At 67.8% G+C, this 14905-nt stretch carries 14 protein-coding genes; 8 read left to right on the top strand and 6 right to left on the bottom strand.

The window, feature by feature from the left end:
- Positions 1-9: 9 nt before the first annotated feature.
- The 3 genes from B9N97_RS04755 to B9N97_RS04745 form a co-directional block, all read right to left on the bottom strand.
- Positions 10-1020 carry a BMP family protein gene (locus B9N97_RS04755; RefSeq protein WP_085083869.1) on the bottom strand — a complete coding sequence of 337 codons (1011 nt, stop codon included), beginning with the start codon at positions 1018-1020 and terminating at the stop codon, positions 10-12.
- A 273-nt stretch (positions 1021-1293) separates the two neighbouring features.
- Complete coding sequence (locus tag B9N97_RS04750; protein WP_085083866.1) at positions 1294-1473, bottom strand: DUF2256 domain-containing protein; 180 nt, start codon at positions 1471-1473, stop codon at positions 1294-1296.
- Positions 1470-2327: an IclR family transcriptional regulator gene (locus B9N97_RS04745; RefSeq protein ID WP_143266355.1), complete on the bottom strand. Its 858-nt coding sequence runs from the start codon at positions 2325-2327 to the stop codon at positions 1470-1472. The genes B9N97_RS04750 and B9N97_RS04745 overlap by 4 nt, the downstream gene beginning before the upstream one ends.
- A gap of 188 nt (positions 2328-2515) precedes the next feature.
- On the opposite strand from B9N97_RS04745, the gene B9N97_RS04740 reads away from it, so the two are divergent.
- Genes B9N97_RS04740 through B9N97_RS04710 form a run of 7 tightly spaced genes read left to right on the top strand, consistent with a single transcriptional unit; the run spans position 2516 to position 9243 of the window.
- Entirely contained in the window at positions 2516-3610 is a 1095-nt protein-coding gene (locus B9N97_RS04740; RefSeq protein ID WP_085083864.1) for an ABC transporter ATP-binding protein, read from the top strand.
- Positions 3607-4512, top strand: coding sequence for an ABC transporter permease (locus tag B9N97_RS04735; RefSeq protein ID WP_085083862.1), 906 nt, complete (start codon positions 3607-3609; stop codon positions 4510-4512). The genes B9N97_RS04740 and B9N97_RS04735 overlap by 4 nt, the downstream gene beginning before the upstream one ends.
- Before the next feature lie 7 nt (positions 4513-4519).
- The gene (locus tag B9N97_RS04730; RefSeq protein WP_085083860.1) at positions 4520-5314 is read left to right on the top strand and encodes an ABC transporter permease; all 795 of its coding nucleotides are present in this window, start codon (positions 4520-4522) and stop codon (positions 5312-5314) included.
- Between the two features lie 42 nt (positions 5315-5356).
- Positions 5357-5647, top strand: coding sequence for a (2Fe-2S)-binding protein (locus B9N97_RS04725; RefSeq protein WP_085083858.1), 291 nt, complete (start codon positions 5357-5359; stop codon positions 5645-5647).
- On the top strand, positions 5644-7029 hold the full coding sequence (locus B9N97_RS04720; RefSeq protein WP_085084681.1) for an FAD/NAD(P)-dependent oxidoreductase: 1386 nt from the start codon (positions 5644-5646) through the stop codon (positions 7027-7029). Before B9N97_RS04725 ends, B9N97_RS04720 begins: the two co-directional genes overlap by 4 nt.
- Positions 7029-8147, top strand: a complete 1119-nt coding sequence (locus tag B9N97_RS04715; RefSeq protein ID WP_085083856.1) for an NAD(P)/FAD-dependent oxidoreductase — start codon at positions 7029-7031, stop codon at positions 8145-8147. Before B9N97_RS04720 ends, B9N97_RS04715 begins: the two co-directional genes overlap by 1 nt.
- Before the next feature lie 34 nt (positions 8148-8181).
- Positions 8182-9243, top strand: a complete 1062-nt coding sequence (locus tag B9N97_RS04710; protein WP_143266354.1) for an ABC transporter substrate-binding protein — start codon at positions 8182-8184, stop codon at positions 9241-9243.
- Positions 9244-9297: 54 nt separating this feature from the next.
- Here the strand turns inward: B9N97_RS04710 and B9N97_RS04705 are convergent, their stop codons facing one another.
- Positions 9298-10689 carry a class II 3-deoxy-7-phosphoheptulonate synthase gene (locus B9N97_RS04705; protein WP_085083852.1) on the bottom strand — a complete coding sequence of 464 codons (1392 nt, stop codon included), beginning with the start codon at positions 10687-10689 and terminating at the stop codon, positions 9298-9300.
- A 292-nt stretch (positions 10690-10981) separates the two neighbouring features.
- Between B9N97_RS04705 and B9N97_RS04700 the strand changes: the two genes are divergently transcribed.
- Complete coding sequence (locus tag B9N97_RS04700; RefSeq protein ID WP_085083850.1) at positions 10982-12346, top strand: AmpG family muropeptide MFS transporter; 1365 nt, start codon at positions 10982-10984, stop codon at positions 12344-12346.
- Positions 12347-12370: 24 nt separating this feature from the next.
- Here B9N97_RS04700 and B9N97_RS04695 read toward each other — a convergent pair whose 3' ends face one another.
- Complete coding sequence (locus tag B9N97_RS04695) at positions 12371-13276, bottom strand: manganese catalase family protein (protein WP_085083848.1); 906 nt, start codon at positions 13274-13276, stop codon at positions 12371-12373.
- 254 nt (positions 13277-13530) lie between these two features.
- Positions 13531-14898: a glutathione-disulfide reductase gene (gene gor / locus B9N97_RS04690; protein WP_085084679.1), complete on the bottom strand. Its 1368-nt coding sequence runs from the start codon at positions 14896-14898 to the stop codon at positions 13531-13533.
- Between the last annotated feature and the right edge of the window lie 7 nt (positions 14899-14905).

Below are 14905 nucleotides of genomic sequence, written 5' to 3'. Positions count from 1 at the left end.
CGCCGGGCGTCACATCGTCGACTTCGGCTCGGCGTCGTTGACCTTCACGGTGAACTTGCCGTCGCGGATCTGCTGCTCGCGCTCCTTCACCTTCGCCTTGATGGCATCGGGAACCTTCGACTCGAAGGTGCCGAGCGGCGCCAGGCTGGAGCCCTTGTGCGCCATCATGCTGTAGGGGCCGTAATCCTCGGCCTTGTAGGTGCCGGCCTTCACCGCGGCGATGGCGCGCTCCACCGACGGTTCCATGTGCCACAGGGCGCTGGCGACGACGGTGTCGGGATATTGCGGCTGGGTGTCGATGACGTTGCCGATGGCGAGCACCTTGCGCTCCTTGGCGGCGTCGGACACGCCGAAGCGCTCGGCATACATCACGTCGGCGCCGCGGTCGATCATGGCGAAGGCGGCTTCCTTGGCCTTGGGTGGGTCGAACCAGGAGCCGATGAAGCTGACCGAGAACTTGACCTGCGGGTTGACCTCCTTGGCGCCTTCCATGAAGGCGTTCATCAGGCGGTTCACCTCGGGGATCGGGTAGCCGCCGACCATGCCGATGATGTTCGACTTGGTCATGCCGCCGGCGACCATGCCGCTGAGATAGGCCGGCTCCTGGATGTAGTTGTCGAAGACCGAGAAGTTCGGCTCCTGCGGCTTGAAGCTGGAGCCCATGACGAAGGCGGTCTTCGGATAGTCCTTGGCGACGGCGCGGGCGGCGCGCTCCACCCCGAACACCTCGCCGAAAACCAGCTGCTGGCCGGCTTCGGCATACTGGCGCATCACGCGCTCATAGTCGGTGTTGGCGACCGACTCGGCCCAGACATACTCGATGTCGCCACGGTCGGCGGCGGCCTTCAGCGCGACATGGATGCGGCTGACCCACTGCTGCTCGATCGGCACGGTGTAGATGCCGGCGACCTTCAGCTTGCTCTGCGCATATGCCGGCAGGGAGCCGCCGGCAGCCGCCGCGAATGCGACCGCGGCCACGCCGCACAGCACCGCGCGGCGCGTCATTCCCGAACCCGTCATCGCCCGATCCCCCGTCCCCCGAACCGACATCGTGAGTCCCCTTCGTCGCTGAGTATCGTTGGCTGCAGTCATTGGCAGCAGAGCGGTCGACCCGCCGGAACCTGAATACCCGGGAATGCTTCCCCAATTCCATGGACCCGTGCGTGCCGCGCATGCATGTGCAACGGAAATGCCATCGGCCGGAACCGCCACCCGCCTTGCGGACGCTGTCACCCTGCCGGTCAGAATGCTGGCATGTGATTGAAAAAGGGGCAACTCTTCTTGGCGATCCGGTCAGGATCGCGGCGTGCCGCCTTCCGATGCCTGACCGTGCTTTCTGGCATCGGCACGGCAGCGGTCGGAGCAGTATTTCACCTCGTCCCACACCCGCTCCCACTTCTTGCGCCATGTGAACGGACGGCTGCAGACGGGGCAGGTCTTGGCCGGCAGGTCGCCCTTCTTCACGCCCCTCACGCCGGGCCGCCTCCCAGGATCGCCGCCGGTCGGCGGAGGACGGGGTCGAAGGGGTTCAACTGGCGGCTGATGGCGGCGGATTCGCGCTTCAGGATGTCGACCACCACCGGCAGCCGTTCCTCGTTCAGCCGCTCGCTGATCGTGCCGACGCTGAGCGCGGCCACCGCATGGCCGTCGCGGTCAAGCACCGGCACCGCCACGCCCGACATGCCCGGCAGCAGTCCGGTGGAGCGGCTGGCATAGCCGAGATCACGCACCCGCGCGATCTCCGTGCGCAGATACACCTCGTCGATGATGCCCACGCCCTGCATGCGCGGCAGGTTGAAGCGGATCACCTCCTCCCGCTCCTCCTCGTGCAGGAAGGCCATGATGGCGAGGCTGCCCTGGCCGACGCCCAGAGTCACCCGGCCGCCGATGTCGCCGGTGAAGGAGCGGATGGGGAAGGGCCCCTCGCTGCGGTCGAGGCACACCGCGTCGAAGCCGCTACGCACCAGCAGGAAGATGGTGTCGCGCAGGGTCGCCGACAGGCGCAGCAGGATCGGCCGGCAGATGTCGCGCAGGTTGTTCGGGTTGCCGGCCTGGGCCGCCAGACCGAACAGGTCGATGCCCAGTCGGTAGCGCTTGGTCGCCTTGTCGGCCTCCGCCATCCCCTCTTCCACCAGGATCTTCAGCAGACGGTGGACGGTCGGCGGGGTGAGGTCGAGGGCGCGCGAGATGTCGGTCAGTCGCGCCCCCGTTTCATTGGAGGAGGCGAGCAGGCGCAGGATCGCCAGCCCCCGCTGCAGGCTGGACTTACCGCCCGCCTCGTCGGCCCCGGCGTTCTCGTTCCCCTTGCTGCGGGTGTCGGCGCTCATTTTCAGCCTCGGCCTGAAAGTCGGTGATGTTTGCTGCCCCATCTATTCCGTATATCGGAAGCTTTTGCAAAATCTTTTCTGTCTATGGAAAAACCGGATTGACGCGACCGGGGGCGCAGCGGAACCATCGGGGCAACAGGTGAGGCCCGGAGACCGGGGCCAATTGTCGCAAGAGGGAGAATTCCCCCGTGTCGTTCCTCGAATTGAAAAACATCACCAAGCGTTACGGCCCGCTGACCGCGGTGGGCGATGTCTCGCTGTCGGTGGAAAAGGGGGAGTTCGTCTCTCTGCTCGGCCCCTCGGGCTGCGGCAAGACCACGACCCTGCAGATGATCGCCGGTTTCGTCGAGCCGTCGGCCGGCACGATCCGTCTGGACGGCCGCGACATCACGCGGGCCAAGGCGAACAGCCGCGGGCTGGGCATCGTGTTCCAGAGCTACGCGCTGTTCCCGCACATGACCGTGTTCGACAATGTCAGCTTCGGGCTGGAAATGCAGCGCGTGCCCAAGGGCGAGCGCAAGCCGCGGGTGGAAGAGGCGCTGTCGCTGGTCCACCTCTCGCCCTACGCCAAGCGCTATCCGCGCGAACTGTCCGGCGGCCAGCGCCAGCGCGTGGCCCTGGCACGCGCGCTGGTCATCCGCCCACCGGTGCTGCTGCTGGACGAGCCGCTGTCGAACCTGGATGCCAAGCTGCGCGAGGCGATGCAGTTCGAACTGCGCGAGATTCAGCGCAAGGTCGGCACCACCACCGTGATGGTCACCCACGATCAGGCGGAAGCTTTCTCGATCAGCGACCGCGTCGTGGTGATGGAGGCCGGGCGCATCACCCAGATCGACCAGCCCTACCGCATCTACGAGCATCCGGAGACGGAGTTCATCTCCCGCTTCGTCGGCAAGACCAACCTGCTGCCGGGCAAGGTGACCACGGCCACCGGTGCCGGCGCCACGGTGTCGCTGGCCGGCATCGCCGTGCCGGTGGAGGCCGCCGGCCTGTCGGTGGGCGAGACGGTGACGCTGTGCATCCGGCCGGAGAAGTTGCACCTGACCGTCCCGACGAACGGGCTGCTGACCGGCCGTGTCGCCGACCGCTTCTTCCTGGGCAGCCAGTGGCTCTATCACATCGACGGGCCGCTCGGCACGCTGATGGTGGTGACGCCGAATGACGGCTCCACCCCGGCGGAGCAGGGCGCGACGGTCGGGCTGGAATGGTCGCCGTCGGTCGTGCGCGTCCATCGCGGTGCCATGGCGGAGGCGCCGGATGTGGCGCTCGAGGTGACGGGATGAGCGCCACCGTTCCCGAAGCGGCGCCCGCGGCGTCCGGCGACGAGACGCCGGAACGCCGCTTTCCCACCGCGCCGCTGTTCCTGTCGGCCCCGGCGGTCCTGCTGTTCGCAGCACTGGTGCTGATCCCGCTGTTCCTGACGGCGCTCTTGTCCTTCAACCAGTTCGACTATGCGACCGGGCGCACCGGCGGCTTCACGCTGGAGCATTACCTGTCGGTCCTGACCGACGAGTATTATCTGGAAATCTTCCTTCGCACCTTCCGGATTTCGGCGCTGGCGACCGTCATCTGCGTGGTGATCGGCGTGCCGGAGGCCTACATCCTCAGCCGGATGAGCAATCCCTGGCGGTCGATCTTCCTGCTGGTGATCCTGGCGCCGCTGCTGGTCTCCGTCGTCGTGCGCGCCTTCGGCTGGAGCATGCTGCTGGGGCCGGAGGGGCCGGTGAACGCCGCGCTGATGGCGTTCGGCATCGGCCGCATGCGGCTGCTCTACACCGAAGGCACGGTGATCGTGGCGCTGGTCCACGTCATGCTGCCCTTCATGGTCATCCCGGTCTGGACCTCGCTGCAGAAGCTTGATCCGGCGGTGGAGCAGGCGGCGCTGTCCTTCGGCGCCTCGCGCGGCACGGCGATCGTCCGGGTGGTGGCACCGCAGATCCTCCCCGGCATCCTGTCGGGAAGCCTGATCGTCTTCGGCCTCAGCGCAAGCGCCTTCGCCATCCCCGGCCTGCTCGGCGGGCGGCGGCTGAAGATGGTCGCGACGGTGGTCTACGATCAGTATCTCAGCGACCTGAACTGGCCGATGGGTGCCGCGGTCGCCGCATTGCTGCTGATCGCCAACCTGATCGTCATGCTGACCTACCACCGTCTGGTGGAAGGCCATTACCGCCGCCGGCTGGGGTGAGGATGCCATGACCCGCAACGGACCCGTCGCCCTGATTTTTCATACGCTGGTCGTCATCTTCATGCTGGCGCCGCTGGCCATCGTCTGCCTCGTCGCCTTCACGCCGGAGAACACGCTGTCGCTGCCGACCAACGGCTTCTCGCTGCGCTGGTTCGACGCGGTGTTCCACCATCCGGATTTCGTCCAGTCCTTCTGGAACAGCCTGTGGCTCGCCGTGCTGTCGGCGACGCTGGCGGTGGTGCTGGCGGTGCCGGCCTCGCTCGCCATCACGCGCTGGGAGTTTCCCGGCCGCGGATTCCTGAACGCGCTGTTCCTGTCGCCGCTGATCATCCCGCATCTGGTGCTGGGCGTCGCCATGCTGCGGCTGTTCGCCATTGTGGGTGCGACGGGCAGCTTCGCCTGGCTGGTGGCGGCGCACATCGTGATCGTCACACCCTATGTGATGCGCCTGCTGATCGCCGCGATTTCCGGCTTCGACCGCAGCGTGGAGCAGGCAGCCTTCTCGCTGGGCGCCAGCGAGGCCACGGTGTTCCGCCGCGTCACCCTGCCGATGATCCTGCCCGGCGTTACCGGCGGCTGGCTGATCGCCTTCATCAACAGCTTCGACGAGCTGACCATGTCCATCTTCATCACCTCGCCGTCCACGGTGACGCTGCCGGTGCGGATGTACATGTACGCCACCGAATCCATCGATCCGATGATGGCGGCGGTGTCGGCGCTGATCATCGGCATCACCGCGGTCGCCGTTCTTCTGCTCGACCGCGTCTATGGGTTGGACCGCATCCTGGTCGGCCAGCACTGAGTTCCCGTTCCGGCCGTCCTTTCTCCTCGGAGACCAGTCATCATGGCTTTGCTGCAGCGTGTGGCCGAACAGGGCCGGCGCGTGGTCCGCTTTACCCTCGACGGGCGCCCGGTGGAGGCGCTGGAGGGCGACACCGTCATGACCGCCATGCTCACCAATGGCGAGCGGCTGCGCCGGACGGAGTTCGCCGACAGTCCGCGCGCCGGCTTCTGCATGATGGGCGCCTGTCAGGATTGTTGGGTGCGGACGGAGGAGGGCGAGCGGCTGCGTGCCTGCGGCACCTTCATCGCCGACGGCATGCGCCTGCTGAGCGGCGGGGAGTGGACGTCGTGAGCGAAGTTCTCCCTCCCGTGATCGTCGGCGCCGGCCCGGCCGGCATCCGCGCGGCGGAGCGGCTGGTCGCCGCCGGACTGCGGCCGGTGGTGGTGGACGAGGCGGCGCGCTGGGGCGGCCAGATCTACCGACAGCCTCCTGACGGCGGCTTCACCCGGCCGAAGACGGCCCTGTACGGTTTCGAGGCGGGCAAGGCCGACGCGGTCCACCGCGCAATGGCAGCGATCCGCGACCGCATCGACTACCGGCCGCGCACGCTGGTGTGGAACTGCGAGGACGGGGCGCTCGACCTGCTGTGCGACGGCGCCAGCGAAACTCTGCCCTTCAGCCATATGATCCTGGCGACCGGCGCCACCGACCGCGTGCTGCCCTTCCCCGGCTGGACCCTGCCCGGCGTCTTCACGCTGGGCGGGTCGCAGGTGGCGCTGAAGTTCCAGGGCTGCGCCGTCGGCCGGCGTGTGGCCTTCCTCGGCACCGGGCCGCTGCTCTATCTGGTCGCCTACCAGTATCTGAAGGCCGGGGTCGAGGTGGCGGGGGTGTTCGACACCACGCCCTTCGCCGCCCAGGCCCGCGCCACCACCGGCATGCTGCGCGATCCGGCGACGCTGGCGAAGGGGCTGTTGTTCGTCGGCTGGCTGCGCGCCCATGGCGTGCCGATCCACAACGGCATCCGCCCGGTGCGCGCCGAGGGGACGGAGCGGGTCGAGGCGCTGGTCTGGCGCGATGCGCGGGGGCAGGAGCGGCGCACGGGTTGCGACGCCGTCGCGTTCGGGCTTGGCCTGCGGTCGGAGACCCAACTGGCCGACCTTGCCGGCTGCCGCTTCCGCTTCGACGAGGCTGACCGCGCTTGGCTGCCGGAGCGGGACGGGGCAGGGCGCAGCTCGGTTCCCGGCGTCTATCTGGCCGGCGACGGCAGCGGCATTTCCGGTGCCGATGCGGCGGAACTGGCGGGGGAGCGCGCGGCGCTGGGCCTGCTGGAGGATCTCGGCCGGCCGGTGGACGGCAAGCGGGTGAAGGAACTGGACGGCCGGCTCGCCCGCATCGCCGCCTTTCGCCGCAGCCTGTCGGCGGCCTTCCCTTTCCCGGCGGACTGGGCCGACGCCATCGCCGACGATACGATGATCTGCCGCTGCGAAGGCGTGACTGCCGGCGCCGTTCGCGAGATCGCCCGCAGCGGCCAAGCGCGCGAGATGAACCGCGCCAAGGCGCTGACCCGCGCCGGCATGGGGCGATGCCAGGGCCGCATGTGCAGCGCCACCACGGCGGAACTGCTGTCCCGCACCCTCGGCACCGGCCCTGACGGGGTGGGGCGCCTGCGGGCGCAGCCGCCGATCAAACCGCTGCCGGTCTCCGCCGGTGCCGAACGGCGGGAGGTCGCGTGATGCGGGAACGGATCGAGTGCGATGCCGCCATCGTCGGCGGCGGGATCGTCGGCGGATCGGCGGCGCTGTTCCTGCGGCAGGCCGGCCTGTCCGTCACCTTGCTGGAGCGCGACTGGTGCGGCGCCAAGGCGAGCGGCGTCAATTTCGGCGGTGTGCGCCGGCAGGGCCGCCCGCTGGAGCAGCTGCCGCTGTCCCAGCGCGCTCACGCCATCTGGGGCCGGCTGCCGGAACTGCTGGGCACCGATGCCGAGTACATCCGTTCCGGCCATCTGAAGCTGGCGCGCAGCGAAACCGATCTGGAGTCGCTGATCGCCTACCGCGAGCGCAGCCAGGGCTTCGGCCTCGGGCTGGAGATCATCACGGGCGAGGAGTTCCGCCGGCGCTGGCCGGCACTGGGCGACCGTGCGCTCGGCGGGTCGCTCTGCCCGGAGGACGGCCACGCCAATCCGCGCCTCGTCTCCCCCGCCTTCGCCCGTGCCGCCGCGGCGCTGGGGGCCGTGGTGCGCGAACAGACGCCGGTCGACCGGGTGGAGAAGGACGGCGACCGCTTCGTGCTGCTGAGCGGCGATGCCCTGGAAGTCCGTGCCCGATTCCTGTTGAACACCGCCGGTGCCTGGTCCCGGCGGGTGGCGGAAGCCTTCGGCGAGCCGGTGCCGCTGGAATCGCTCCACCCCAACATGGCGGTGACGGAGCCGCTTCCCCGCTTCCTCGACGTCAACATCGGGGTAGAGGGTGGCGGAGTCTATGGCCGGCAGGTGCCGCGCGGCAATGTGGTGGTCGGCGGCGGGCGCGGCTTCGCGCTGGACGCCGACCGCGCCCGGCCGCAGCGCGACGCCGTGCTGACCCTGATGCGCGACGCGGCGGAGCTGTTCCCGCAGCTGCGCCACGCCCACGTCATCCGCTGCTGGACCGGGGTGGAGGGCTACACGCCCGACCGCAACCCGGTCATCGGCCCCAGCCGCACCACCCCCGGCCTGTTCCATGCCTTCGGCTTCTCCGGTGCCGGCTTCCAGATCGGTCCCGGCGTCGGCCAGACGCTGGCCGAGCTTGTCACAACCGGCGAGACGCCGATGCCGCTGGAGCCCTTCCGTATCGACCGCTTTCCACCAACCGCCTAAAGATTCTATCCCCTTGGCCCAATGGAGGACATGCATGCCCAGCTTGCGTAACCTGTCGCTCACCGGTCTCGCCACGGTCGCCATCACGGCGGCCGCCGCGCTCTCCACCCCCGCCGCCGCCCAGACCAAGACGGTCTATATCGGCATGAACGGCGGCACGATGGAGAAGACCTACACCGAGCATGTCTTCCCCGCCTTCGAGAAGGCGACGGGCATCAAGGTGGTGGTGGTCCCCGGCACCTCGTCCGACATCCTGGCCAAGCTGCAGGCGCAGAAGGACAATCCGCAGATGCATGTCGTCTTCCTGGACGACGGGCTGATGTACCGTGCCATCGGCATGGGCCTGTGCCAGAAGATGGACAGCGCGCCGGTGCTGAACGACGTCTACCCGTCGTCGCGCATGAAGGGCGACATGGCGGTCGGCGTGAACATGGGCATGACCGGGCTGGCCTATAACAAGGCGATGTTCGACGAGAAGGGTTGGGCGCCGCCGACCAGCTGGATGGATCTGGCCGATCCCAAGTACAAGGGCAAGGTCGTCGTCCAGTCGGCCGCCAGCAGCTCCTTCGGCCTGCATGCCTTCCTGATGTACAACCGCATCAAGGGCGGCACCGAGGCCAACGTCGATCCGGGCTTCACCACCTGGCGCAAGACCATCGGCCCGAACGTTCTGGAATACATCCCGAGCTCGGCCAAGATCGCCGAGATGGTGCAGACCAACGAGGCGGCCATCTTCCCGCTGACCCCGACCGGCGTCGGCAGCCTGAAGGCCAAGGGTATTCCGGTGGAATATGCCCAGCCCAAGGAAGGCTCGGTCGTGCTGATGGTCGGCGAATGCGTCGTCGCCAAGAACCCGGACAACGAAGCCGCGCAGAAGCTCGCCGCCTATCTGCTGAGCCCGGAGGCGCAGCTCGCCGCCCTGCAGTACGGCGCGCAGATCCCGTCCAACACCAAGGTCAGCGCGCCGGCCGAGGTGGCCGACGAGATGACCAAGTTCCAGGGTTACATGAAGAACGCCGTCACGGTGGACTGGGACGTCATCAACGAGAAGCGTCCGGACTGGAACCAGCGCTGGAACAAGGAAATCGAACGGTAATCAGGGCATGAAAAAGGGGGCGCCGAAAGCGCCCCCCGATCTTTTTGCGGATGCTTATTCGGCAGCCATCGCGGCGCGGCGCTGGGCCTCGCGGGTTTGGCGGCCTTCCTTCAGCTTTTCCGACAGCAGGAAAGCCAGTTCCAGCGACTGGCTGGCGTTCAGGCGCGGATCGCAGGCGGTGTGGTAGCGCAGGGCCAGATTGTGGTCGGTGATCGCCTGGGCGCCGCCCGTGCACTCCGTCACATCCTGGCCGGTAAGCTCGAAATGCACGCCGCCGGCATGGGTGCCTTCGGCCTGATGCACCTCGAAGAAGCCGCGCGCCTCGGCCAGCACCCGCTCGACCGGACGGGTCTTGTAGCCGGTGGTCGACTTGACCGTGTTGCCGTGCATCGGGTCGCAGGACCACACCACGGTGCGGCCTTCGCGCTGGACCTTGCGCAGCAGCGGCGGGAACTTCTCCGCGACCTTGTCGGAGCCCATGCGCACGATCAGCGTCAGGCGGCCGGCCTCGTTGGTCGGGTTCAGGATGTCGATCAGGCGGATCAGCTCGTCCGGGTCGGTCGTCGGGCCGCATTTCAGGCCAATCGGGTTCTTCACGCCGCGCAGGAACTCGACATGGGCGCCGTCGGGCTGGCGGGTGCGGTCGCCGATCCACAGCATGTGGGCCGACACGTCGTACCAGTCGCCGGTGGTGCTGTCGACGCGGGTCAGAGCCTGCTCGAAGGGCAGCAGCAGCGCCTCGTGGCTGGTGAAGAAGTCGGTCTCGCGCAACTGCGGCGTCGTCTCCGCGGTGATGCCGCAGGCGGCCATGAAGGCCAGCGTCTCGTCCAGGCGGTTGGCCAACTCCTGGAAATGCTCACCGGCCGGCGACTTCTCGACGAAGCTCAGCGTCCACTGATGGACCTTGTGCAGGTCGGCGTAGCCGCCCTGGGCGAAGGCGCGCAGCAGGTTCAGCGTCGCGGCGGCCTGGGTGTAGGCCTGCATCATGCGCTCCGGATCGGGAACGCGGGCGTCGCTGGTGAAGTCGAAGCCGTTGATGATATCGCCGCGGTAGGACGGCAGCTCGACCCCGTCGATCTCCTCCATGTCGGCCGAGCGCGGCTTGGCGAACTGGCCGGCCATGCGGCCGACCTTGATGACCGGGATCGAGGCGCCGAAGGTCAGCACCACGGCCATCTGCAGCAGGACGCGGAAGGTGTCGCGGATGTTGTTGGGGTGGAATTCGGCGAAGCTCTCGGCGCAGTCGCCGCCCTGCAGCAGGAATGCCTGGCCGGCGGCGGCCTCGGCCAGCTTGGCCTTCAGCCGGCGGGCCTCGCCGGCGAAGACAAGCGGCGGATAGGAGGACAGACGCTGTTCGACCGCCTCGACCTTGGACTGGTCGGGATAAGTCGGCATCTGCTTCGCCGGTTTCGTCCTCCAACTGGCGGGTGTCCAACGCTCGACCATGACGCGCCTGCTCTTCCTTGACGATTGCGGAACGGGGGCCGGGCGGGCGGCGAACGACCGGCGGCGAAACCCGTGGGGGGTACTCTATAGCGCGACTCGCGGTAACTTTTCCACAGTTTCGGCCTGCCTGCCGGTAATGCTGTGCCATTGGGACAGGTCGCCTGCCACCGGGGGTGATTTCAGATGAAAGGAACTTCGCTTCTCCGCCGATTTACAAGGGTCGCTGGCGGCCTGCGCCCGCGGCCTTTATACATCGGGGGAAACCGACCACGCCCGAGAGGAGCTTAACCCGGTGAAAGCGACATCCTGGCGGGCAGGGCGCCTGTCCTCCTGGGGGCAGGCCCTGTCCGTCTACCGCGACCCGCGCGTGCTGGCGATCCTGTTCCTGGGCTTTTCCGAAGGGCTGCCGCTGGCGCTGACCGGCGCCACGCTGAATGTCTGGCTGACCGAACAGGGGGTCAGCCGCACCAACATCGGGCTGTTCGCGCTGGTCACCATGCCCTATGCGCTGAAGTTCCTGTGGGCGCCGCTGATCGACCGGCTGCGGCTGCCGGTGATGACGCGGCTGTTCGGGCGGCGGCGCGGCTGGGCGCTGACGGCGCAGGCGGCATTGATCGCGGCGCTGCTGGGGCTGGGCACGACCGATCCGGGCCAGGACCTGTGGTGGACGGCGATGTGCGCCGTGCTGGTCGCCTTCTGCTCCGCCAGCCAGGACATCGTCGTCGACGCCTATCGCGTCGAGGTGCTGGAGGAGCATCAGCAGGCGGCTGGCGCCGCGGTGCTGGTGCTGGGCTATCGCTTCGGCATGATGGCGGCGGGAGCCGGCGCGCTCTACATCGCCCAGTACCATGGCTGGCGCACGGCCTACGAGGTGATGGCGGCGCTGGTTATGGTCGGCATGGCCACCATCCTGCTGTGCCGCGAGCCGAAGGAGCCGCCGCCCAGCGCCCGCGAAAAGCTGATCGCCGAATGGCTGGGGCATCGGCCGCACCTGTCGGGCCGCAGCGCGGTCGTGCTCGCCTGGATTTACGGGGCGGTGGTGGCGCCCTTCGCCCAGTTCATGGAGCGGCGCGGCTGGGTGGTGATCCTGGCCTTCATCGCCAGCTACAAGCTGGGGGAGGTGCTGGCCGGCCAGATGTCCTCGACCTTCTACATCAGCCTGGGCTTCTCCAAGGTGGAGATCGCTAATGTCAGCAAGCTGTTCGGGCTGTGGGCGACCATCGCCGGCGGGCTGCTGGGCGGGTTGCTGGTGGGCAAGGTCGGGGTGCTGCGCGGCCTGATGATCGGCGGCATCCTGCAGATGGTGTCGAACCTGGGCTATGTCGTGCTGGCCTGGAATGGCAACGACGTATCGACGCTGGCGATGACGGTGGCGGTGGAGAATGTCTGCGCCGGCATCGCGACGGCGGCCTTCGTCGCCTACCTGTCCAGCCTGTGCAACGTCGCCTACACCGCAACGCAATATGCGCTGCTGTCGAGCCTCTACAAGCTGGGTGGCGACCTGTTCGGCGCCTCCTCCGGCTGGCTGGCGGAGCGGATGGACTGGGTCAGCTTCTTCCTGCTGTCGATGGCGGGCGCGGTGCCGGCGCTCTGCCTGCTGGTCTGGCTGATGGGCCTTCACCGCCGGGAGGAAGAGACCGCCGTCCCCGCACAATGACGGGGACGGCGATGCCGGAGACGCTTACCGCTCGCCGGCGGTCGTCTTGGTCTTGCCGGCGCCCGGCCCGGCGCCCAGGTCGGCGCCGGTGGTCGGGTCGGAGTCCGGCTTCGACATCGTGCGGGCGGCCACCGCGTTGACCGCCGCCAGTTCCGACGCAGCCAGCTTGACCGTCGGGTTGCCGTCGCCGCCGTTGACCGGGCCGTCGCCCATCTTGACGTCGACGAACTCCCACTGGGCGCCCTGGTTCCAGGGGCCGCGCATGTCGCCTTCGCCCTGGCTCATGTTGTAATACTTGTCGGTGTATTCCGGCTTGCCCGGCAGCTTGCCCGGCGGGAAGTTGTTGTCGATGGCGTACAGCGCCTTTTCGAAGCTCTTCTGGTGGGCAATCTCGCGGGTCATCAGGAAGCCCAGCGCATCCTTCACGCCCGGATCGTCGGTGACGTTGATCAGCCGCTCGTAGATGATCTTGGCGCGCGCTTCCGCCGCGACGTTGGAGCGCAGATCGGCCGTCGGCTCGCCGATGCTGTCGATATAGCCGCCGGTCCACAACTGCCCGGCCGAATTCACCAGGGCCGGACCGCCGCCATAGAGCAGCGACAGGGTGTGGCTGCCGTTGCCCTGGGTGATGTTGGCATAGAGGTCGGCGGTCGCCTCCGCGCCCTCGGCCAGCTTGCCCTTGGAGCCCTTGGTCAGCATGGCGACGATGGAGCCGATGACCTCGAGATGGCTCAGCTCCTCGGTCGCGATGTCGATCAGCATGTCCTTGCGGCCCGGATCCTCATCGGCCAGACCCTGGGTGAAATAGCGCATGGCCGCGGCCAGTTCGCCCTGCGGGCCGCCGAACTGTTCCAGCATCAGGCTGGCGAGCACCGGGTTTGGCTCCGACACGCGAACCGTGTACATGAGCTTTTTGTTATGCATGAACATGCGAGGGACTCCTCCTGCGTCTGGTGGCCCGTTGGCGGGGGCCGAGGATCGGAGAGATCGGGAACCGAGAGGCCGCTCCGCTCCCAATCGCTCCATGCCTCAACCAGAAGCCTTTAGAAGCGTTCCAGGAAAAATGCCCTGTCTTGGCGTGCTATACCGCTTGGGGCATGGGAGGCGCGCGCCATGCATGAAAAAGGCGGCGCAGGGGGATAGCCCCCCGCGCCGCCATTGCAACGAAGCGTTCTCCGCAGGCGTCAGATCGTCTTTTCCGGCTCCGCCTTCTCGCGCATCAGCACGAATTCCTCTGCGGTGGAGGGGTGGAGCGCAATGGTGCGGTCGAAGTCGCGCTTGGTGGCGCCGCAGTTCATGGCGATGGCCATCGGCTGCATCATTTCCGGCGCATCCATGCCCATCATGTGGCAACCCAGCACGCGCTGGCTTTCGCCGTCCACCACCAGCTTCATCAGCACCCGCTCGTCGCGGCCGGACAGGGTGTGCTTCATCGGGCGGAAGCCGGCCTTGTAGATGTCGACCTGCGGGTATTTGGCGCGGGCCTGCATCTCGGTCAGGCCGACGGTGCCCAGCGGCGGCAGCGAGAACACCGCGGTCGGCACGTTGTCGTAGCCGATGTGCATCGGGTTGTCGTTGTACAGCGTCTCGGCCAGAGCCCGCCCTTCGGCGATCGCGATGGGGGTCAGCGCCATGCGGTCGGTGACGTCGCCGATGGCATAGATGTTGTCGACGGAGGTGCGCGACCATTCGTCGACCGGGATCGCGCCGGCCTCGTTCAGGGTGATGCCGACCTCTTCCAGGCCGAGATTCTTGGTGTTCGGGCGGCGGCCGGTGGCGGCCATCACCAGGCCGGCCGAATGCTCGCGGCCCATATGGTCGGTAAGGGTATAGCCGCCGGGACCCTTTTCCAACTTCGCCGGCTTGCAGCGCGAGATGATGTTGATGCCGCGCTTGCGCATCTCCTGCGCCAGGGCGACGCGGATGTCGTCGTCGAAGCCGTTCAGCAGGTCGTCGCCGCGGATCATCAGAGTGACTTCGGCGCCCAGCCCGCGGAAGATGCTGGCGAACTCCACGGCGATATAGCCGCCGCCGATGATCAGGACTGAGTGGGGCAGCTTTTCCAGATGCAGCGCCTCGTTGGAGGTCGCGGCATGCTCCATCCCCTCGACCTGCGGCAGCGTCGGCCATCCGCCGGTGGCGATCAGGATGTTGCGGGCGGTGTAGCGCTTGCCGTCGACTTCGACCGTGTGGCGGTCGACGATCCGGCCGAACCCCTCATACAGGGTGACGCCGGAGTTCTTCAGCATGTTGATGTAGATGCCGTTCAGCCGGTCGATCTCGCGGTCCTTGCGCGCGATCAGGGCTTCCCAGTCGAAGGTCGGCGTGTGCGAGTTCCAGCCATAGCCGCAGGAATCCTCGAATCCGTCACGGAACTGCGCGGCGTAGACCAGCAGCTTCTTCGGCACGCAGCCGCGGATCACGCAGGTGCCGCCGACGCGGCTGCCCTCGCAGATCGCCACCTTGGCGCCATAGGACGCCGCGCGCCGGCTGGCGGCAACGCCCCCGGACCCCGCCCCGATGGTGAAGAGGTCGAAATCGAACTCGGCCACGGCCGTC

It is taken from the genome of Azospirillum oryzae, assembly GCF_900177515.1.
Classification (GTDB): Bacteria; Pseudomonadota; Alphaproteobacteria; order Azospirillales; family Azospirillaceae; genus Azospirillum; species Azospirillum oryzae_A.
Note: the sequence above shows the minus strand (reverse complement) of the source record. Positions and strands in the feature narration are given on the sequence as shown.

Coding starts and splice junctions, on each gene's coding strand:
- B9N97_RS04695 (WP_085083848.1), bottom strand. CDS start 13,276: ATGTTCATGCATAACAAAAAGCTCATGTACACGGTTCGCGTGTCGGAG.
- B9N97_RS04725 (WP_085083858.1), top strand. CDS start 5,357: ATGGCTTTGCTGCAGCGTGTGGCCGAACAGGGCCGGCGCGTGGTCCGC.
- B9N97_RS04755 (WP_085083869.1), bottom strand. CDS start 1,020: ATGACGGGTTCGGGAATGACGCGCCGCGCGGTGCTGTGCGGCGTGGCC.
- B9N97_RS04745 (WP_143266355.1), bottom strand. CDS start 2,327: ATGAGCGCCGACACCCGCAGCAAGGGGAACGAGAACGCCGGGGCCGAC.
- B9N97_RS04705 (WP_085083852.1), bottom strand. CDS start 10,689: ATGGTCGAGCGTTGGACACCCGCCAGTTGGAGGACGAAACCGGCGAAG.
- B9N97_RS04730 (WP_085083860.1), top strand. CDS start 4,520: ATGACCCGCAACGGACCCGTCGCCCTGATTTTTCATACGCTGGTCGTC.
- B9N97_RS04710 (WP_143266354.1), top strand. CDS start 8,182: ATGCCCAGCTTGCGTAACCTGTCGCTCACCGGTCTCGCCACGGTCGCC.
- B9N97_RS04715 (WP_085083856.1), top strand. CDS start 7,029: ATGCGGGAACGGATCGAGTGCGATGCCGCCATCGTCGGCGGCGGGATC.
- B9N97_RS04735 (WP_085083862.1), top strand. CDS start 3,607: ATGAGCGCCACCGTTCCCGAAGCGGCGCCCGCGGCGTCCGGCGACGAG.